The organism is Bacteroides neonati (assembly GCF_000499785.1).
Classification (GTDB): Bacteria; Bacteroidota; Bacteroidia; order Bacteroidales; family Bacteroidaceae; genus Bacteroides; species Bacteroides neonati.
The window spans coordinates 31972-53351 of record NZ_HG726024.1 but is presented as its reverse complement, the minus strand read 5'-3'; the positions used below and the strand labels follow the sequence as shown (position 1 = coordinate 53351).

The following is a 21380-nucleotide window of genomic DNA, read 5'->3' as shown; positions in this document are numbered from 1 at the left end:
TCTTGAGGAAATATTTCCTCAAGAGCCTTTTATTGACTACTGTATGATATTACTTCTTATAAGTAATTGCAATCGAATCAATATATAATGCACCGGCTAAATCATTAATAATGCTGAAATAGCTATAGTTACCATTTGTAAAATCAAATGTTTGAGTATATACCTTATAGTCACCGACGGTTTCGACAGTAGAAACCCTATTAATAGTTGCATCTGACTTCGAAGGATTTACAGAGGTTCCTGCATATACGTTATATGCCGGTTCATACTGATTAGCAACAGCTACGCGCAATACAATTACCATTGATTGAATAGCTGGCAAAGCTGTCGCATTGGCAATTATACCTTGTTTGGCCACATCACTGGCATTACCTTGCACTTGAATTCCGCCGCCATTATTAGCTGGTGCTATACAAACTTTTGTACCGGTAAAATTGATATTATTAGAAGCCCATGTATACCAAGTACTCAGATCGGCAACGGTTTGTGAGCCATAAGTATTAGTACCTAACTCAACCGTTCCTGTTTTTCCATCGATAATATTCTGAGATGTCATTGATAAAGTGGTCGTATTGCCTGTACTTTTGGCCGCTTGTGCTACCGGAACAGTTACCGTATTTCCGTTTTGAAGCGTAATAGAAAGGGTCTGACTAACAGCAGCTCCAGTATTTTCTGCTGCCGTAACCGTAACAACCGAATTATTCACAGAGGCAGATAGTGTACCACTCAGTCCACTTACAGAAAGGGTATTACTGCCTTGATTAGAGATAGTCACTTGAATGGTCTTAGTACCACCTGCTGCATCAAAGCTAAGCGATGTAGGATCGACTGCAGTAATAAGCGGACTAGTTGAATTAAACGCCTTCACATCATTCAGATCTCTCGGCACAAGCTGTCCAATGTTTCTATTTACTGCAGCAAGTCCACTGATCGCTCCTGTTGCGGCATTGAAAGGTGCATCGACAAAAACACCGGCTCCCTTTTTACAGAACACCACGAACGGAGTCGTTTGAACAGTAAAGTTATGAGAAGAAAGGTCTGTATTCGTAGCCCAAACACCCGCTGTTGCAGTGGTTGCATTCTGAATGGTAACAGGCATTCCTTGATAGTCGACTAATTTGTCGACTGTTATCACGATAGGTGTTACGGTAGCAGTACCAATCTTTTCGACCTTGGCCCATGTATCTTCCTTGGCTCCGGTTACTTCGTACATACCATTATAGTTTACGAGTTTGGCCAGACCTTTATACAAGGTTACTTTCACCTTATCGCCTTTGTTCACTTTGATAGCGGTCGGTTCTACCTGGCTACCATAGAGGGTAATACCGTTGCCGGCTGTTGTAGCCCCTACAGTTGTTAGAATAAGGTTGTTGAATGAATAGTTTCCACCCACTGTATCGTTCTGTACGATGGCTTCAAAGAATCTGTCGGCAGTAGCATCAAGTACTGTCTGGGCAGCTGTCATTGCCTGAATCATCTCGGGGATGGTAATCACTTTCTCTTCGCCCGGTTGAGGGGTATTGTCGAATACCACTTCCTGACCACCAGGACCTGTTACCAGTGTTGGGTCGTCCATAGAGAATACAGAAGCCTCGTCTGCTACATATTTAATATAACCTCATCCGCAGCTAATTTATAACTGATTCAAATAGCGATTTAATTCACCTAATAGTTCCTACTCGTAGCTTTTCCCCCTGCTTTTCTCCTTGATTTCAGGTTATAGGGCATAGCTTCCCCTTTCCCCAGTTAGCTGAAGGCATAAGTAATCCCACGAAAAGTTGTTTTTACGGACTCCAAAGCAACTTGTATGGTTTGTCGGAATAAATATTGAGTACCCATTGTCTGCCTGTCTTTACCCATTTCGCAGGAACTGTAATGAATCGAAAGATAAATCGTTTGACTCGGCTTACCGGTTCAATATCTTCAAACACGGCTGCAACCTTCTCAATAAGGTAAGCATAAAAGTTTTTAGCCATGGCTGTAAGTAGCAGGAATACTGTATTCTCTTTGAGGAATGAACAGGGAAGATGACTCCACCCGAAATCGTTATTCATCATGTCGAATGTTCTTTCACAGGCTCCACGAGCATTGTAGAAGAGTACAATGTCTTTTTCAGAACTTTCATGGTCATTGGTTAAGATGCACCGATAGGTGTATTCACCATCAAATAGGTCCAATTGGTTGTCCTTACGCTTTTGCCTTTGAATAACAAGTCGGTAGTTTTCTTCTTGCAAAAAGGAAGTAAAAGGTATGGAGGTCACTTCATAATTCTCGAAGTTGATTTCTTCTTTTTTCCAATCTGTGATTTTCGTCATTTCTTCATACAGAGACTGACATTTGCCGGCTCGTATGTAGAACTTGTTGCAGTAGCCATGTGTCATACGGATAATCTCTTCCGAATAAGAACCACAGTCCATCCGGCAACGGTCTATGAATATTCCCCTATCGGCCAAACGACGAAAAGTCCGTTGGAGCGTATCCGCTTGACGAAAACGGACATTTGCGTTTGCGGCCCGATTTTCCACACCAACAATGTTACCACCAATAGTTGCCGTGCCGGGGAAATAACCACGTTTTTTCTTGTAAGAATACTGAGTGTCATACTTTTCTGTGGGAATAAACTGGTGGTCGAAGTCCAAGTTATAAAGCGTGTTTGGCTTGAGTTGTTCTGTTTGAAGGAGCATATCGAGCATCAAACTATTAAGCTGTTCCGCCTTATTGAAAGCATAGCTTGCTCCTTTTTGGGAAGTATAGTGGATATCCAATTCTGCGAGTTCTTTTATGCCTCTCAATAAAGTATCCGGACTGGGGATTTCAGTATCCGGGCGTAATTCAAGATGTTTGCCAAGGTGTTTGCCGATATCTTCGATGTGGTCACCGCCGCAATAGTAGATCCAAAATAGGCTCGAAATAATTTCGCTATATTGGTAACCGGCGTAGGAAGAACGTAATCCTAAAGATTTATCGATCACGGAATTCAGTCCTAAACGAGAAAATTCATCCATTGCGTAAAATATACCCCCAAAAGGAGTGATATTATCTGATTTTATGGCTATTTTTGTTGTCATATGCACAAGTACCTTTATGGTTTGTTTGGTAGCACTAATTTAGGTGAATCTTGTGACATAACCAAACCTTGAGGATGTTATTCATCCTCAAGTGTTTGGATTCTCTGAAAATAATATGACTGCGGATTTAAGGTATAAAGAGTAGTCGTTGGATTCTTCAAAGTAAAGTGAGAGGTTGCAAGCACCCAATACTCATCAGCTTGCTTGGTTTCGTAGGTCAACGCATTGCTCCATGTAGTACCGTCGGCACTTAAATAGACGTGGAACAGCTCGGGTTTGAATACGTTGTCATAAACACCGTTTGTATTTTTCGAGTAACTTCCGCCGAACGTTAACTTCAGATTGGTCTGGGCTTCTTGCAACGTAATCTTATTGATTACAAAGTTAGCACCTGAACCAAAGAAAAGTTTCGCTCCGCCCGAAGCACCTTCGTATCCGGCACTTAGCTTGCCCGATTGACGAACCGAAGCAGCCACACCTGTATATTCGGTTGTTGAAGAGCCTTCGCCCGACTTATCCCAGCCGGTATAAGCGTCAACAAACGGATAAGGACTCGATGATGGAGCAGCTGTACCAAACGTTTCGCGATAGATTGTAGTAGCAGGCAATACGCTTCCACTCACAATCGTTACGGTTTGAGACATTAAAGCACCTACTTTATTGGATATGGCAATCGTTACCGTTGCCTGATCGTTGATACCTTCAGGAATACTTACCTGAATATCGGCAGAGCCCTCTCCTTCGGTAGCCGAAAGTGTGATCCATGATTTTTCACTTTGAACAGTTGCCGTCCAGTGTCGATTGGTCGATATCTGAAAAAATGCCTGACTTCCTGCAACCGGCACTCCATTGGCATCAAATGATAATGTACTGGGCGATACCTCCAGATAAGGAGCCTCAGTGTCATCATTATCATCGACACAACTTACGTTAAGTGTACAGGCCAATACAGCCATTGTTACAGACACGAACTTAAAAAAATTAAACTTCTTCATAAGGTTTTAATTAAATTAAAATTGAGAATATATAACATTATGTTTATTACTTTATCGACGCGGTCATTAATTAAACAAAGATATTAATTAAAAATTGAGCAAACAAATTTTAAGATGTTAATTCTACGTTACAAATGCTTGCCTCCGGAGAATCAATAAAATCAATTGTTTTAAAAATAACAACCCTCTTTTTTATTAATATAGGTGAGATTTCGCAAAGCCGGAAACAAAGTAAAAAAATCCGGCGGGCTTTTTGAAAAAGACGGTGGGAAAATAAAAAAAGACGGCGAGGTTTTAGAAAAAAGCCGCCACCTTTTTTTAGGCAGAAGCAAGCATCATTCCGCCAACATACAGAGATTAAGCAAGTTCACAACGGTACATTCGACACATGATATGGATCATAATAAAAATAAAAAGGCTAATGTAACAACTGTTACACCTCCCAATTTGTTATTTATAGATATTTGCATCGTAATACTAACCCCTAAAAAACAAAAGCTATGTTCTGTTATCAATGTCAAGAAACCGCTCTGGGAAAGGGCTGTACAGTAAAAGGTGTTTGCGGCAAAACCGCTGATGTAGCCGGTCTACAGGATCTGCTGATTTATCTTCTCAAAGGAATTTCGAAACTAACTGTTGCACTGCGCGCAGAAGGAAAAGAGCTACCCGAGGCCAATAAGTTTATTATTGATGGCTTGTTTATGACCATCACCAATGCCAACTTCGATAAAGAACGTTTTGTGACTAAGATTCGCGAGGCTTACACCATTCGCGAACGTGTGCGTCAATCGCTCGGCAAAGAGTATACCTGCTCATGCGACTGCTTGAGCTTTGCCGGACAAACCCTCGAAGAGATGGAGGCAAAAGCTGCCACAGTAGGCATCTTGAATACACAAAACGAAGACATCCGTTCGCTTCGCGAACTGCTCATTTACGGTGTGAAAGGTATTGCCGCTTATGCCGAACACGCCTATAACTTAGGATTCGAGGATCCATCAATCAGTGCCTTCATACAAGAAGCTTTGGTGGCTACCACCAACGATGCACTCACTGCCGACGAGCTGACAGGCTTGGTGCTAACCTGTGGCGAAAACGGTGTAAAGGTAATGGCACTGCTCGATACAGCCAATACATCGACCTATGGCCACCCCGAAATCACGAAGGTAAACCTCGGCGTACGCAACCGTCCGGCTATCCTGATCAGTGGTCACGACCTGCGCGATATGCAAGACCTGCTCGAACAGACCGAAGGAACAGGTGTCGATGTCTATACGCATAGCGAAATGCTACCGGCTCACTACTACCCTGCTTTCAAAAAGTACAGCCACTTTGTGGGCAACTACGGTAGCTCGTGGTGGAAACAAACGTCTGATTTCGAAAGCTTCAACGGAGTCATCCTCTTCACGACCAACTGTATCGTTCCGCCTCGTCCGAATGCAACCTATGCCGACCGCGTATACACTACCGGATCATCAGGTTTTGGCGCATTCAAGCACATTGCCGACCGCCCCGCAGGTGGTTCAAAGGATTTCTCTGCGCTCATTGAGCACGCCAAACGCTGCGCTCCTCCTACCGAAATAGAAACAGGAGAGATTGTCGGTGGTTTTGCCCACAATCAGGTATTCGCCTTGGCCGATAAGGTGGTAGATGCTGTAAAGAGCGGTGCTATCCGCAAGTTCTTCGTGATGGCAGGTTGCGACGGACGCATGAAAGACCGCAATTACTATACCGAGTTTGCCGAACAACTACCCAAAGATACAGTGATACTAACAGCCGGTTGCGCCAAATACCGCTACAATAAATTGCCATTGGGCGATATCGGCGGCATTCCCCGTGTACTCGATGCCGGACAGTGCAACGATAGCTATTCTTTGGTCGTTATTGCCCTGAAACTGAAAGAGATTTTTGAGCTGAACGACGTAAATGAGCTACCCATTGCCTACAACATTGCATGGTACGAGCAAAAAGCGGTGATTGTATTGCTGGCTCTGCTTTCGTTGGGAGTTAAGAACATTCACTTAGGCCCAACACTCCCGGGATTCTTATCGCCCAATGTAGCCAAGGTGCTTGTCGATAACTTCGGAATAGCCGGCATTGGTACGGTAGATGAAGATATGAAGCTATTTTTGAGCTAAGTAAAAAGAGAGATATAACGCATTTCCTTGTTCCTCCGTCCGGAACAAGGAAATTGGAATCCGAATCAAAGACAGCATTTTTCAAGTGTTTCACTGAAAGATGCTGTTTTTTGGTTCGGATTCTTTATAGGAAACAGCTGTCGGGAGAGATTCCCTGCCAATAACCCGGCTGTTTTTTGGTTCGGATTCTTTATAGGAAACAGCCTTATCAACCATTATTTTTCTTAAGTTTGTAGGCAAAACAATTGATATGAAAAACATTAAAACAATCTTAGCAGTCATTCTGTTGGTAGTATTGGCAGGATGTGGAGGAGAGAAACAATCAAACGATAATCTCATCATTGTCGACGTTTCGAAAAGTTATCCCTTAAATCCGCAGTCATATTATTTTCAGAGAATCCAAACACTTGAGGATGAATAACATCCTCAAGGTTTGGTTATGTCACAAGATTCACCTAAATTAGTGCTACCAAACAAACCATAAAGGTACTTGTGCATATGACAACAAAAATAGCCATAAAATCAGATAATATCACTCCTTTTGGGGGTATATTTTACGCAATGGATGAATTTTCTCGTTTAGGACTGAATTCCGTGATCGATAAATCTTTAGGATTACGTTCTTCCTACGCCGGTTACCAATATAGCGAAATTATTTCGAGCCTATTTTGGATCTACTATTGCGGCGGTGACCACATCGAAGATATCGGCAAACACCTTGGCAAACATCTTGAATTACGCCCGGATACTGAAATCCCCAGTCCGGATACTTTATTGAGAGGCATAAAAGAACTCGCAGAATTGGATATCCACTATACTTCCCAAAAAGGAGCAAGCTATGCTTTCAATAAGGCGGAACAGCTTAATAGTTTGATGCTCGATATGCTCCTTCAAACAGAACAACTCAAGCCAAACACGCTTTATAACTTGGACTTCGACCACCAGTTTATTCCCACAGAAAAGTATGACACTCAGTATTCTTACAAGAAAAAACGTGGTTATTTCCCCGGCACGGCAACTATTGGTGGTAACATTGTTGGTGTGGAAAATCGGGCCGCAAACGCAAATGTCCGTTTTCGTCAAGCGGATACGCTCCAACGGACTTTTCGTCGTTTGGCCGATAGGGGAATATTCATAGACCGTTGCCGGATGGACTGTGGTTCTTATTCGGAAGAGATTATCCGTATGACACATGGCTACTGCAACAAGTTCTACATACGAGCCGGCAAATGTCAGTCTCTGTATGAAGAAATGACGAAAATCACAGATTGGAAAAAAGAAGAAATCAACTTCGAGAATTATGAAGTGACCTCCATACCTTTTACTTCCTTTTTGCAAGAAGAAAACTACCGACTTGTTATTCAAAGGCAAAAGCGTAAGGACAACCAATTGGACCTATTTGATGGTGAATACACCTATCGGTGCATCTTAACCAATGACCATGAAAGTTCTGAAAAAGACATTGTACTCTTCTACAATGCTCGTGGAGCCTGTGAAAGAACATTCGACATGATGAATAACGATTTCGGGTGGAGTCATCTTCCCTGTTCATTCCTCAAAGAGAATACAGTATTCCTGCTACTTACAGCCATGGCTAAAAACTTTTATGCTTACCTTATTGAGAAGGTTGCAGCCGTGTTTGAAGATATTGAACCGGTAAGCCGAGTCAAACGATTTATCTTTCGATTCATTACAGTTCCTGCGAAATGGGTAAAGACAGGCAGACAATGGGTACTCAATATTTATTCCGACAAACCATACAAGTTGCTTTGGAGTCCGTAAAAACAACTTTTCGTGGGATTACTTATGCCTTCAGCTAACTGGGGAAAGGGGAAGCTATGCCCTATAACCTGAAATCAAGGAGAAAAGCAGGGGGAAAAGCTACGAGTAGGAACTATTAGGTGAATTAAATCGCTATTTGAATCAGTTATAAATTAGCTGCGGATTTGAGGATCCTAAAAAAGAACTGATTCTTCAGGATTTTATGGATGTGGAATATATTGCACTCGAAACTACCGACGAGTTTCTTACACAAGGTTCGGTACAGGATGTAGGAAAAGAATACTTATTGGTGAAAAACAGAAACAATGATGGGGATATTTTTATTTTTGACAGACAAACTGGTAAGGGAGTAAGAAAGATAAACCGGCAAGGGCAAGGAGCGGAAGAATATGCAAGGATTAATGGGATGATTCTTGATGAAAATAATGGTGAAGTATTCATAAAGTCGCCGGGAAATAAAATCTTGGTGTACGATCTTTATGGAAGTTTCAAGCGATGTTTGAATATTGATCGCGAAGTTTCGTCTGTTTTTGATTATGATAAGTCTAATTTGATTGGCTATGATATGTCGGATTATCATAGTAAAGGAAAGGATAGAACCAAATCATACCATGTTATTATATCAAAACAGGATGGGAGTATCACCCGTGAAATATTTATCCCTTTTCAAACGATTAACACACCGATTGTGACGGATAGAGATAACTTCGTTACAAATTACGTAGACCAGATACGCTTAAGCCAAGGCAAATACACACTGATGGACACCTCGGCCGATACATTGTACAACTATGCATCGGATGGAACATTAAGCCCCTTCATAGTAAGAATTCCCTCAGCACAGACCATGGAACCGGCAGTATTTCTTTATATGGGTATTTCTACTGACCGTTATTATTTTATGCAAGCCGTTAAGAATGTATTCAACTTTGAGAAGGGCAACGGATTCTATGCCGATGAACTGATGTACGACAAGGAAGAAAAAGCCATATTTCAAGCTACCGTATACAATGGAGACTATACAGAAAAAAGACCTGTAGCCATGACAGCAAAATCAATTAATCGCGAAATCGAAAATATAGCTAGTTTAAATGCATTCGAACTTGTTGAAGTTTACAAGAAAAACCAACTGCAAGATGGTAAGTTGAAAGAAATCGCCTCGAAGTTGGATGAAGAAGACAATCCGGTGGTAATGTTGGTCAAGCAAAAGAAATAGTAGTGAGTGGATAATCATAAAAGAATACGGTTTCTTTCTGTTAATAGCTTTTTCTCTGCACGCGTGTCTTGAATACAAGAGTATATAGTCTTGGTATGAAACAGTACGTACTCTTATGCACCAAAACTAGTATATTAACACACCCTTAAAATACTAGTTTTGCAAACAAAGAAAAGCATCATTCTACGGACTTAAATACGCCAATATAGACCACTACTAATCAATTACTTACCAAACTTCAATCCACGTTCGGCCAAGTAAACTCCTCCGAGAATCAGCACGGAACCAATCAAAGAAACAACAGTAATGGTTTCGTCGATAATTAACGAGGAGGTAAGTACAGTAACCAGCGGAACCACATAGATATAATTGGCCGTGCGCACGGCACCGAGCTGCTTCACCGCCGTATTCCACATGATATAGCACAGCATCGAAGCCACGACTCCCAGAAACAAAAGATTGACTACAACCAAGGGGCGGAAAAGAACGGTGGCATCCAGTTGCAAAGGGTGAAAGGCGAAGAGAGGAAGCACGGTAAGCAGTCCGTAGAAGAACACCTTGCGGGTAATAAACAGCGTATCGTAATGCGGATTCATGCGCCGCAACAGCAAACAATAACAGGCCCACATGAGTGCGGCAAGAAGCGTGAGCAGATCGCCCAGCGGATTGAGGTGCAAAATAAAGCTCCCGTTGAACACGACCAGCACCACACCCAGAAGAGCCAATAACGATCCGCTTATCAAACGAGGGCGCAACCGCTCGCCTTTGTAGATAAGCAGAGAGAGAAAAGCGGTCAGGATGGGAGTGGTACAGATGATCAAAGAGACATTCGAGGCGAACGTAAGCCCGAGTGCGGTGTTCTCTGCAATGAAGTAGAGCGACCCGCCCGAGAGCCCCAGTCCGAGAAACCGCAACTCATCGCGCCACGAACGGGATAAGAGCTTGCACGGAGACACAAACCAAATACAGACATAAGCCAACAGAAAGCGGTAGAAGAAAATATCGGCCGGGGTAAGACCATTATTTATCAATACTTTGGTAGAAACGAAAGTGGTTCCCCAGATAATTACGGTCACAGCCGCCAGCAGATGAAACCATCCCGGAGATTTTGTAGTTGTTGCCATAGGTTACGATGTCGAATAAAAAATCGAGCAAAGATAACCATAATCGCAGACAGTTTTTCGTATATTTGTGCCCCATTTTAAAAAAGAATATGCAAGGAACAAAGAACCTTACTCAGGGCCCCATCAAACAACAGTTATTTAATTTGGCTATGCCCATTATGGCTACCTCATTTATTCAAATGGCATACAGCCTCACGGATATGGCTTGGGTAGGACGCATTGGAAGCGAAGCCGTAGCTGCTGTGGGTGCAGTGGGCATTCTGACGTGGCTCTCGGGGTCGATTGCTTTATTAAACAAAGTGGGTGCCGAGGTAAGTGTGGCGCAGTCAATCGGTGCACAGTCGCCCGAAGATGCACGCCAGTTTTCGTCGCACAACATCACGATCGCACTCATTATCTCGATCTGCTGGGGCGGATTGCTCTTTCTGCTGGCTCACCCGCTCATTGGTGTGTACGAGCTCAAAGCGTCCATCACAGCCAATGCCATTGCGTACCTGCGCATTGTCTCTACCGGCTTGCCTTTCGTATTTCTGTCGGCTGCCTTTACAGGCATTTACAACGCAGCCGGACGAAGCAAAATACCTTTCTACATCAGTGGGGCGGGCTTGTTGCTCAACATCATGCTCGATCCCCTGTTTATCTTCGGCTTTGGACTGGGAACCAATGGTGCAGCCTACGCTACGTGGATATCTCAAGCCATCGTATTCAGTATTTTCGTCTATCAGCTACGCTGCCGCGATGCCTTGCTGGGACGTTTTCCTTTCTTCACCCGCCTAAGACGAAAATATACGTTACGCATCTTAAAGCTGGGATTGCCGGTGGCTGCACTCAACAGCTTGTTTGCGCTGGTTAATATGTTCATGTGTCGCATTGCCTCCGGGCAAGGGGGACATATTGGACTGATGACCTTTACTACGGGCGGACAAATTGAGGGTATCACTTGGAATACATCGCAAGGATTCTCGACCGGCCTGAGTGCTTTTATTGCCCAAAACTATGCCGGAGGACGCAACGACCGGGTTATAAAAGCCTGGCACACCACCCTATGGATGACCGGTATATTCGGGGCACTCTGCACCTTGTTGTTCGTTCTGTTCGGCAATGAGGTATTTGCCTTGTTTGTGCCCGAAGCAGAGGCCTACGAAGCAGGGGGTGTTTTTCTGCGAATCGACGGATATTCGCAATTATTCATGATGCTCGAAATTACCATGCAGGGAGTTTTTTACGGATTGGGGCGTACGGTACCACCTGCCATTATCAGCATTACGCTTAATTATATCCGCATCCCGTTGGCTATCTGTCTCATACAGTTGGGCATGGGAGTCGAAGGTATCTGGTGGGCAGTCTCCATAACGACCATTGCCAAAGGCATTATATTATTAACGTGGTTTCTTATTATTCGCAAAAAAACACTTTCTCTCAACAAAATGAATTCATAGTTGTTTTTTCGAATATAGACAGCTAATTAATAGATGAATATTTTTTATCTTTGCAGCGATATTTTCTTAATTCTATAATTCATTAAAAGAAACTTTATGAGAAAGATTAAATTTATGGCTTTATTTCTCTCTGTAGCAATCGTTTTCGGAGGTTGCAGTACCATGAATAATACAGCCAAAGGCGGTGTTGTAGGTGGTGGAGCAGGTGCTACACTGGGAGCAATTATCGGTGGTATTGCCGGTAAAGGAAAAGGTGCAGCTATTGGTGCAGCGATCGGTGCAGCAGTAGGCGGTGGTGCAGGCGTGCTCATCGGCCACAAAATGGATAAAAAAGCAGCCGAAGCCGCGAAAATAGAAGGTGCACAGGTGCAGGAAGTAACGGATGCTAACGGATTGAAAGCCGTACAGGTTACCTTCAACTCGGGTATTCTTTTTGGTTTCAATTCTTCGACATTGAGCAACACAGCCAAGCAATCGCTTGCCGATTTTGCCAAAATTCTAAAAAGTGACCCAACGATCGATATCGCCATCGTAGGTCATACCGATAAAGTAGGTACCTATGAGGCCAATCAAAAGGTATCAGGCCAACGCGCTTATGCAGTTGAAAACTACCTGCAATCATGTGGTGTATCTCCAGCACAATTTAAATCAGTGCAAGGAGTAGGCTATTCGCAATACAATGAGGCGCAAACTGCCGAGCAGAACAGACGCGTAGATATCTTTATGTACGCCAGCGAACAAATGATTAAGAATGCGGAAGCCGGTTTCTAAAATAATACGTATCATACGCAACCTCGTACTTTTCTTCTTTATATCATCCATATTGGCAGTGTTGATATATCGGTTTCTACCGGTTTATGTTACGCCACTGATGGTTATTCGAAGTGTGCAACAGGTTGTATCAGGAGAAATGCCCACGTGTAAACACACGTGGGTTTCTTTCGATAAAATATCGCCTAATCTGCCCATGGCTGTTATTGCCTCGGAAGATAATCGGTTTGCCGAACACAACGGATTCGACATGATCGAGATAAAAAAGGCAATGAAAGAGAACGAAAAACGCAAACGTAAAAGAGGAGCCAGCACCATCAGCCAGCAAACAGCCAAAAACGTATTCCTTTGGCCACAATCATCGTGGGTGCGCAAAGGATTCGAGGTTTACTTTACTTTTCTCATAGAGCTTTGCTGGTCGAAAGAGCGAATCATGACAGTATACTTAAACTCCATTGAGATGGGGAAAGGTATTTATGGTGCAGAGGCCACAGCAAAATACAAGTTTGGTACCACAGCGGCCAAACTAACAAAGGGAGAGTGCGCATTGATTGCAGCAACCTTGCCAAACCCAATACGCTTCGACTCGGCTCACCCCTCGCAGTATATAAAGAGAAGACAGTCGCAAATACTACGATTGATGCGTCTGGTTCCTAAATTTCCGCCGGTAGATAAAGAGCAACCGACGAAAAAGAAAAAAAGATAACCGATATTACAAAGAACCCCGTGTACAGCTATTGCACACGGGGCTCTTTTTAAATATCGAGTCGGAGCATCAAACAGTCTCTTCTACTCTTTCAATGTAAGCCAATACATCTCCTTTATTAACCAATGCACCTTGTTGTGCACATACTTCGATAATGCGTCCTTTGAAATTGGCAGGTACCTTATCGTAAGTACTCCATGGTGTGGCAATGTAACAGAAGGTATCGTCAGCGTGGTACATATGTCCTACTTCGGGAGCCATTGAAGGCGATTTCACATCGATCTCCCATACCACTTGACCTTTCTCCATAGCGGTGATCGGTTCTGCTTTGGCACGTTTAAACTTCTTAACCTCTTCCAATGAGAAGCCTTTATTGCTTAATTCGGCATCTTTGGCACGTTGCAACTCTTCTTCAAAGCGTTTTTTAGCAACACCCGATTTGTAATCGCGATATTGGCGATCGTGTTGTGCCAACTCGAAGAGCTCTTCTTCATCAGGACCCACGTCCCAACCGTTATCCTGCATCTCTTTGCGGAATTCATCCAATTGATCGGGATAATTCGATTGAGGATCTTCGTCGGTGAACTCAAAGTTGTTCGCTTTGGCCAGTTCAATGATTTCAGGATCGAGTGCACCGGGCAGTCGACCACTCTTACCCAAGATCATACCCCAGGTATTGTTATCGATCATCGTCCAGCGACCTTCGCCTTTAACCAATGACATCACGTTCATTAATGCCACATTCTTCACATATTGACTAAATGGCGTTACCAAAGGAGGATATCCCAGTTTAGGCCATACATATTCAACTTCGTCGAAGAGCATTACAAGCAGATCATCGATACTCAACTCAGGTTCATTTTTGCTGCGAAGTATCATATTGATACCGGCATGCACACCTTTCAAGTCGGCCATCATCGATCCCATCATACCACCGGGCAAACCACATTTAAGCAAAAGCGAAGAGGTGTGTTTGTTGGTAGGGTCCATGAAGTAACCCAGGAAGTCGTCAATAAACTCTTGCGTCATCGCACGGGCTTTCATGTAAGCCTTCATATCTATTTCGGCTACTTGGAAACCAGCATCTTTCAGCATGGCTTGCACGGAGATTACGTCCGGATGCACCTTACCCCACGAGATAGGTTCCATAGCCACATCGATAATATCGGCACCATTCTCGCAGACTTCAAGAATAGAGGCCATCGACAACCCCGGTCCACTATGTCCGTGATACTGAATAATCACTTCGGGGTGTTTGTCTTTGATCGCTTTTGTTAATTTCCCCAACATAGCCGGACGTCCGATACCTGCCATATCTTTCAAACAGATTTCGGGTGCTCCTGCTTCAATCAGCTGATCAGCAATAGCAGCGTAATATTCGACCGTATGCACGGGCGAAAAAGTGATACATAAGGTTGCTTGAGGAATCATGCCTGCCTCGAGCGCGTAGTGAATAGAAGGGATGATATTGCGCACCTCGTTCAATCCGCAGAAGATACGGGTGATATCAACACCTTGTGCATGCTTTACCTTATACATTAACCTTCGCACATCTGCTGGAACGGGATACATACGCAGGCCGTTCAAACCACGGTCGAGCATGTGTGTCTTGATTCCGGCATCATTAAAAGGTTTGGTGAAAGCCCGCACTGCTTTGTTGGGGTTTTCGCCATACAACAGGTTGACCTGTTCAAAAGCACCGCCATTGGTTTCGACCCGGGCAAAACAGCCCATTTCTACAATCAATGGAGCGATACGTACCAACTGATCGATACGAGGTTGATACTTACCGGATGACTGCCACATGTCTCGATAAACGAGACTAAATTTAATTTCCTTTTTCATTGCCGTAAACTATCTAAAAATGATTCCACATTGGGGTTAACTTGTACGATACAAATATAGTGAGTAATTTGACATAAAGACAAAAAACAGGTATAAATATCTTAATAGAAATGAGGTTATATACCATATTGTAAAGTCAACATTCCAAAACGAACAATTGGCAACTAATAATCCGTTCTTTTTCTATTCGAACACTCGATTATTAATTGCCAATTGTCAGTTACACAATTGTTCATAACATCATCAAACAAAATCCTTTAGCTCTTCTTGAAGTCTCTGTCTAGTGAAAAAAATACGACTTTTTACTGTTCCAAGGGGTAAGTCAAGTTTTTCGGCTATCTCGCGATATTTAAATCCCGACACATGCATCGAAAAAGGCACTTTGTACTCTTTAGGCAGTGAGTTAACAACACGATGCATCTCTTTTAGATCATATGCTCCTTCGGTACTTTCGAAACCCGAATCCTGGGGCAGGCTTAGGTGATACAAATTGTCGGTCTGATCTACATAAGTTTGATCACGGATAACTTTGCGATAGTTATTAATAAAGATGTTACGCATAATCGTATACATCCATCCTTTGAAGTTAGTATCGGGAATGTACTTTTCTTCATTATCTAACGCCTTAAGCGACGCTTCCTGAAGTAAATCATTTGCTTCCTCGCGGTTAGCAGTTAATTTGTAAGCAAAACGCAGTAACTCCTCTTGTACTCCGATTAAATCCTTTCTAAAGCTTAAACTTTTCATACCTAATGGTTTTAACGGTTAATATTCGTTTCTTTCTCGATGTTGCAAGTTTAGGCGTTTTTTTAAAGTAAGATAGGGGAAATTTCACTTTTCTTCAGGGTACAAACTATCATATGATAGTTTTAGGGTGGTTTTTGATAATTTAAAGGTGTTTTTTTGAATAAAAGTATAGTATATTTTGTGATTTCTAACTCTTTTTATCTACTAACAAACAAAAAAAGCTTTATTTATTTTTTAATCTATGAAACTACTTAAGTTATTTACTCTTTTAATTATGAGTGCCCTGGCGCTTCCCTCTTTTGGACAAGGCCTTAAAGCATTCAAATTAAAAAACGGTCTTTCAGTATATATATGGGAAGACAACACAAAGTCGGACGTATTCGGCATTGTCGGAGTACGAACCGGAGCAGTAAATGATCCTGCATCGTATACCGGACTAGCTCATTATTTAGAGCATGTTATGTTTAAAGGTACTGATAAGATTGGAGCACTTGATTGGGCTACCGAAGAGCCGTTGTATAAACAGATCATCACCAAATACGATGAAATGGCCGAAGAGACCGATCCAGGGAAGAAAGAGGCCATTGCCAAAGAGATTAATGACCTGACGGTTCAAGCGGGAAAGATAAGTGTTTCGAGCGAATTCTCGAATCTGATGGAGAGCATGGGAGGCAAAGGAGTTAATGCCGGAACAGGTTACGACTTGACCTTTTACCATAATTCATTCCCGCCTTATCAAATTAATAAGTGGCTCGAAATCTCATCACAGCGTTTCATGCATCCTGTATTCAGGACATTTCAAACAGAACTAGAAACCGTATATGAAGAGTTCAATCGATCGAAAGACAACCCCGGACGTATACAGAATGATTTCATTATGGGGAAAGCCTTCGAGGGGCATCCCTACTCCCGTTCTATTATTGGTCTACCCGACCACTTGAAGAATCCGCGTTTAAGTAAACTTATCCAATTTTACGAGGATTGGTACACACCTGAGAATATGGTTTTAATTTTAGTTGGAAACATCAATGCCAACCAAATCAGCGGACGCATAGCAGGTACATTCGGGCGTTTAGCAAACAAGCCCACCCCCGATCGTATTAAATATCCAAATTTGGAGATCAAAGGGCGTACACAGTATACGGCCAAGATAGGAAACTACCCATCAATAAACCTTGTTTATCAAGGTGTACCTGCCGGGCACCCGGATAAGAAGGCATTGGAGATTGCTCTTTCTTTATTAAGTAACAACAACCGAACCGGCGTGCTTGACAAATTGACAATAGATGGTGAGTTGACACAGGGATATGCATACCCGGCCTTTATGCGGGAGCAGGGACGTTGCATCATTAGCTGTATTCCGCTCTACGATGAGAACCAACGTCGGTTCGAGTCAACTAAGACTGCCGAAAAAAAGGCACTGAAAGCCATTGAGCAAATTGCTAACGGAAATATTGAAGACTGGGTGATCAATGCGATCAAAGCAAATATGTGCCGTGACTTCGACCTGATGATGGAATCGAACGAACGAAAAGGAGAAACCTTGTTAGAGGCATTCGTCAATGAACAGGACCTAAACAAAGTTCTCAATTACAAAGATGAGGTAATGGGTGTGACTATCGATGATATAAAACGAGTAGCCAAGCAATACCTGAATAATGATTATCTAGCCATCTTTATCGAAAAAGGGAAGCTAGATAAAAAGGAAAAAATTAAAAAGCCTGGTTATAAACCGGTAGAACCTCCTGTGGGAAAGCAATCGCTCTATTCGCAGCAATTCAAAACAATGCCTATTGGCAAAGTCGATGAAACATTCTTGAATTTTGCTGATGTAAAAAGTAAGAAAATCAATGAACGATCACAGTTCTTCTATACTCCTAACTCGGAGAATAATGTATTTAATCTGACATTAAAATATGGTGTAGGTCAACGTGAGTTTCCCCAATTAAATATTGCTGCCAACCTAATGAACAATGCTGGCGTCATGGGATCGTACGAACCACAGGATCTAAAAAAAGAATTAAGCAAATTGAATGCAACATGTGAAGTGTTTGCCACCGACGACTATCTTTATATTACCATGCGGGGTTATGAAGAAAATCTGCAGGCTGCTTGCCAACTGCTTTCAAGACAAATTTTAATGCCCAAATTAGATGATAAACAATTGGCACGAATCAAGGGTTCGCTACTCGGTGAACGTCAGCAGCGTAAAGAAAACGTCCAAATATTAGCAGACGCTTTGAATCAATATCTCTTCTACCAAGACAAATCAAACTATATTGATGAGCTAACCGATAAGCAGATCATCGAACTTAAGATTTCTGAACTGACAGGAGACATAAACCGTGCTTCAAATTATGAAGCTCAAATATACTATACAGGTACATTGCCAATGGAAAATGTATTTGAGGTTCTCAGTAAGAATCTACCACTAGTAGCCAATGAAAAAGAAAGCAATTCGCCACAAGTTAAACAGATGGCAGCTGTGAAAGAGAATACAATTTACTTCTTGCCTAACTCGGATGTAGAGCAGGCACAACTATTCTTCTACATGCCTACCACTAACTTCGATAAAAAAGATGACGTATTACGCGATGCCTTTTATCAATACTTCTCAGGAAGTTTTAACGGATTGGTTTTGAGCGAACTTCGCGAAAAACGATCAATGGTATATACTGCCTATGGTGTGGTTAGAACACCTGTACTTCCAGGGTTTCCAACATATTTCAGCGGACAAATCGGTACACAAAATGACAAAGCGGTCGAAGCACTGACTGTGTACATGGATTTGCTAAACAATATGCCTAAAAATCCGGATCGTATGGATAACATTAAAAGCTATTTACGCCAAGAAGCTCTAACCACGCAACCCGACTTCAGAGACAAAGCAGCTTATGTTGAAATGTGTAAACGAAGAGGTTATACGCAAGACCCATCAATTGAAAATGTTCCTAAAATCGATGCATTGACCTTCGAAGATATCGTGAAGTATTACGAAGAGAACATCAAAGGAAGACCAATAGCTATCGGAATTATGGGAAATCCGAAAGAGATTAGTTTAGAACAACTTGGAAAATTCGGGAAAGTAGTAAAGTTGACCGAAAAGAAGCTGTTTAACACGAAGGATGCTATGTTTTAAAGAAAACATAATAATTTTTATTAAATAATATGCCAGCTATCTGTACTTTAAGGTAGCTGGCGTGTTATTTTATAATAAACCTATTGGCAATGAAAACAAATAAAAGATTATTTCTATTGCTACTGAGCTTAGTAGTAAGTGTATCCGCTCTTTATGCGCAAAGCAAAAAAGAGAAGAAAGAAGAAAAAGAGAAAGCTGTAAAAGAGGTAGTCGAATCGGGAAATTTTAAGATTGATGTTTCGAGAGCTTATCCGCAAGGCGGGCGATCGGTGCAACTGTCTCCCTCCTACTCTCTTGAGTTGAGAAATGATTCGGTCTTTTCGAATTTGCCTTATTACGGACGTGCATATAGCATCCCGTATGGAGGTGGTGATGGACTAAGATTCAATGCACCGCTTGAAACCTATAAGATGGAAACGAAAAAAAACAAAGCCATAAAGATAACATTCATTACCCGAAGTAAAGAGGATAGATTTGACTTTTTCATTCAAATCTTTCCAAATGGGACGGCTGCGATTGATGTATCGATGCAACAACGACAATCGATCAGCTTCTCAGGGGAGTTAATCCTCCCCCTTTAAGATAGGTAGGCAAATTTGGTACTTAACTGCCAGGGCACGAACCAGAAAGATACTGCATCCACTGATTATTTGTATCAGTGAAGAATCGAGCCCCAAACGATACAGTAACCAATAGATGAGACCACCAATGACACAGGCCATGGCGTAAATCTCTTTGCGAAAGATAAGCGGAATTTCGTTTATAAATACGTCACGGATGACGCCGCCTGCAGCACCTGTCATAGTACCCATAATAATGGCTACCCAGAAAGGATATTCAAGATCGATTGTCTTACTGAGCCCTACTACCGTAAAAAGAGCCAGTCCGATACTATCGAACAGGAAAAAGGTATTGTGCATGTGGATGAGGTGTTTCCGAAAAAGAATAACCCATAACAACGCTAATCCGGAACAAATTAAGTAAATTGGATTGGTCATCCAGAAAGGAGTAACTCCTAATAATAAATCGCGAATGGTACCACCACCGATAGCTACGGCCACACCGGCCACATAGGCGCCGAACCAATCGAACTGTTTAGCGGAAGCTAAACGAATACCACTAATAGCAAAAGCAAATGTACCGATAAACTCCAGAATCTGGATAAATGTTGGAATTTGAAAGAATGTTGGCATTATCTTCGTTTTTTGCCTGCAAAGAAACAAATAATTCCGCAAGAAAGCGTACTTTTGTTTATTGAAAATAGATTTGAAGAGCGAATATGAAAATAACTATTGTTGCTGGGGCACGCCCCAACTTTATGAAAATAGCTCCCATCACGCATGCTATCGATGCCGCACGGGCGCAGGGTAAAAGAATCTCTTACCGTTTGGTATATACAGGTAAACGAGATGACACCAGTTTAGACCCATCGTTATTTGCCGATCTCAATATGAAGAAACCGGATGCATACTTGGGTATTAGTGGTTTAAACCCTACCGAACTGACAGTCGGCATCATGTTGGCATTTGAACATGAGTTAACTGAAAACCCAACGCACTTGGTTCTTGTTGTCGATGACCTCACAGCAACGATGAGTTGTGCCATTGTAGCCAAGAAGCAGGGTATTAAAGTTGCTCATTTGGTGGCGGGTACCCGCTCATTCGATATGAACATGCCTAAAGAGGTGAACCGTATGATCACCGATGGGCTTTCGGACTATCTATTCACGGCCGGCATGGTAGCCAATCGCAACCTAAATCAAACCGGAACGGAAAATGAAACAGTATATTATGTAGGCAACATCCTGATTGATACAATCCGTTATAACCGCAACCGCTTGATTAAACCTCTTTGGTTTCCGGTATTGGGCCTCAAAGAGCAGGAGTATATCCTATTCACAATGAATCGACATGCTCTGTTGCGCAATAAAGAGAATTTGCGAAAACTCTTGGAAACATTGATTCAAAAAGCAGCCGGCACACCTATCGTTGCCCCTTTGCATACGTATGTTCGCGATGCAATTAAAGGATTGGGGATTGAAGCTCCCAACCTCCATATCATGCCACCGCAAAGCTATCTTGCTTTTGGGTATTTGATGAACAAAGCCAAGGCAATTATAACCGACTCGGGCAATGTGGCCGAAGAAGCTACCTTCTTGGGAATACCTTGCATTACACTAAACACGTATGCCGAGCACCCAGAAACCTGGCGTATGGGAACCAATGAATTGGTAGGCGAAGACCCTCTTGCATTAGAGAAAGCGATGGATGTACTGATGCAAGGCAAATGGAAACAAGGACAATTGCCGGAGCGTTGGGACGGAAGAACTGCCGAAAGAATTGTGCAGATTCTGCTATCGTAAACGATCTGTACCCGATATCGCTTCCAGACTTAAAGCAAACAAGCACATTGA

Annotated in this window: 16 protein-coding genes and 2 pseudogenes; 10 read left to right on the top strand and 8 right to left on the bottom strand. The window is 42.4% G+C overall.

Annotation, left to right across the window (positions count from 1 at the left end):
• Positions 1 to 49: 49 nt before the first annotated feature.
• The 3 genes from TY03_RS15265 to TY03_RS15255 all read right to left on the bottom strand — a co-directional run bounded on the left by TY03_RS15265 (position 50) and on the right by TY03_RS15255 (position 4063).
• Positions 50 to 1576 (bottom strand): DUF5689 domain-containing protein, encoded by a 1527-nt coding sequence (locus TY03_RS15265; RefSeq protein ID WP_052332510.1) that lies wholly within the window; start codon positions 1574 to 1576, stop codon positions 50 to 52.
• A 208-nt stretch (positions 1577 to 1784) separates the two neighbouring features.
• Entirely contained in the window at positions 1785 to 3068 is a 1284-nt protein-coding gene (locus TY03_RS15260; RefSeq protein WP_042366226.1) for an IS1380 family transposase, read from the bottom strand.
• A gap of 77 nt (positions 3069 to 3145) precedes the next feature.
• The gene (locus tag TY03_RS15255; RefSeq protein ID WP_148335682.1) at positions 3146 to 4063 is read right to left on the bottom strand and encodes a BACON domain-containing protein; all 918 of its coding nucleotides are present in this window, start codon (positions 4061 to 4063) and stop codon (positions 3146 to 3148) included.
• Positions 4064 to 4563: 500 nt separating this feature from the next.
• Between TY03_RS15255 and hcp the strand changes: the two genes are divergently transcribed.
• Complete coding sequence (gene hcp / locus TY03_RS15250) at positions 4564 to 6198, top strand: hydroxylamine reductase (RefSeq protein ID WP_042371535.1); 1635 nt, start codon at positions 4564 to 4566, stop codon at positions 6196 to 6198.
• Between the two features lie 90 nt (positions 6199 to 6288).
• Here the strand turns inward: hcp and TY03_RS22690 are convergent, their stop codons facing one another.
• Positions 6289 to 6480: a hypothetical protein gene (locus tag TY03_RS22690; RefSeq protein ID WP_187374003.1), complete on the bottom strand. Its 192-nt coding sequence runs from the start codon at positions 6478 to 6480 to the stop codon at positions 6289 to 6291.
• Between TY03_RS22690 and TY03_RS22915 the strand changes: the two are divergent.
• The 3 genes and pseudogenes from TY03_RS22915 to TY03_RS15240 form a co-directional block, all read left to right on the top strand.
• Positions 6449 to 6565 (top strand): annotated as a pseudogene (locus TY03_RS22915) (6-bladed beta-propeller); the annotation flags it as partial. The gene TY03_RS22690 and the pseudogene TY03_RS22915 overlap by 32 nt on opposite strands.
• A 131-nt stretch (positions 6566 to 6696) precedes the next feature.
• Complete coding sequence (locus TY03_RS15245) at positions 6697 to 7980, top strand: IS1380 family transposase (protein ID WP_042366226.1); 1284 nt, start codon at positions 6697 to 6699, stop codon at positions 7978 to 7980.
• A gap of 172 nt (positions 7981 to 8152) precedes the next feature.
• A pseudogene (locus tag TY03_RS15240) lies at positions 8153 to 9196 on the top strand (6-bladed beta-propeller); the annotation flags it as partial.
• A gap of 224 nt (positions 9197 to 9420) precedes the next feature.
• On the opposite strand, the gene TY03_RS15235 reads toward TY03_RS15240, so the two are convergent.
• The gene (locus TY03_RS15235; RefSeq protein ID WP_042371533.1) at positions 9421 to 10320 is read right to left on the bottom strand and encodes a DMT family transporter; all 900 of its coding nucleotides are present in this window, start codon (positions 10318 to 10320) and stop codon (positions 9421 to 9423) included.
• A gap of 89 nt (positions 10321 to 10409) precedes the next feature.
• On the opposite strand from TY03_RS15235, the gene TY03_RS15230 reads away from it, so the two are divergent.
• The 3 genes from TY03_RS15230 (at position 10410) to mtgA (ending at position 13236) form a co-directional block, all read left to right on the top strand.
• Positions 10410 to 11759: an MATE family efflux transporter gene (locus tag TY03_RS15230; RefSeq protein WP_042371807.1), complete on the top strand. Its 1350-nt coding sequence runs from the start codon at positions 10410 to 10412 to the stop codon at positions 11757 to 11759.
• Positions 11760 to 11855: 96 nt separating this feature from the next.
• Positions 11856 to 12530 carry an OmpA family protein gene (locus TY03_RS15225; RefSeq protein ID WP_042371531.1) on the top strand — a complete coding sequence of 225 codons (675 nt, stop codon included), beginning with the start codon at positions 11856 to 11858 and terminating at the stop codon, positions 12528 to 12530.
• Entirely contained in the window at positions 12511 to 13236 is a 726-nt protein-coding gene (mtgA, locus tag TY03_RS15220; protein WP_042371529.1) for a monofunctional biosynthetic peptidoglycan transglycosylase, read from the top strand. The genes TY03_RS15225 and mtgA overlap by 20 nt, the downstream gene beginning before the upstream one ends.
• 69 nt (positions 13237 to 13305) lie before the next feature.
• On the opposite strand, the gene TY03_RS15215 is transcribed toward mtgA, so the two are convergent.
• Positions 13306 to 15081 carry an oxaloacetate decarboxylase gene (locus TY03_RS15215; RefSeq protein ID WP_042371526.1) on the bottom strand — a complete coding sequence of 592 codons (1776 nt, stop codon included), beginning with the start codon at positions 15079 to 15081 and terminating at the stop codon, positions 13306 to 13308.
• A gap of 243 nt (positions 15082 to 15324) precedes the next feature.
• Positions 15325 to 15828, bottom strand: coding sequence for an RNA polymerase sigma factor (locus tag TY03_RS15210; protein ID WP_042371524.1), 504 nt, complete (start codon positions 15826 to 15828; stop codon positions 15325 to 15327).
• 241 nt (positions 15829 to 16069) lie between these two features.
• On the opposite strand from TY03_RS15210, the gene TY03_RS15205 reads away from it, so the two are divergent.
• Both TY03_RS15205 and TY03_RS15200 read left to right on the top strand, forming a co-directional pair.
• Positions 16070 to 18967 (top strand): M16 family metallopeptidase, encoded by a 2898-nt coding sequence (locus tag TY03_RS15205; RefSeq protein ID WP_042371521.1) that lies wholly within the window; start codon positions 16070 to 16072, stop codon positions 18965 to 18967.
• An 89-nt stretch (positions 18968 to 19056) separates the two neighbouring features.
• Positions 19057 to 19548 (top strand): DUF4251 domain-containing protein, encoded by a 492-nt coding sequence (locus TY03_RS15200; protein WP_042371519.1) that lies wholly within the window; start codon positions 19057 to 19059, stop codon positions 19546 to 19548.
• Here the strand turns inward: TY03_RS15200 and TY03_RS15195 are convergent.
• On the bottom strand, positions 19531 to 20160 hold the full coding sequence (locus TY03_RS15195; RefSeq protein ID WP_081713114.1) for a trimeric intracellular cation channel family protein: 630 nt from the start codon (positions 20158 to 20160) through the stop codon (positions 19531 to 19533). The two genes, TY03_RS15200 and TY03_RS15195, sit on opposite strands and share 18 nt — an antisense overlap.
• A gap of 86 nt (positions 20161 to 20246) precedes the next feature.
• Here TY03_RS15195 and TY03_RS15190 point away from each other — a divergent pair, with 86 nt between their 5' ends.
• Positions 20247 to 21329: a UDP-N-acetyl glucosamine 2-epimerase gene (locus TY03_RS15190; RefSeq protein WP_042371518.1), complete on the top strand. Its 1083-nt coding sequence runs from the start codon at positions 20247 to 20249 to the stop codon at positions 21327 to 21329.
• Positions 21330 to 21380: the final 51 nt, after the last annotated feature.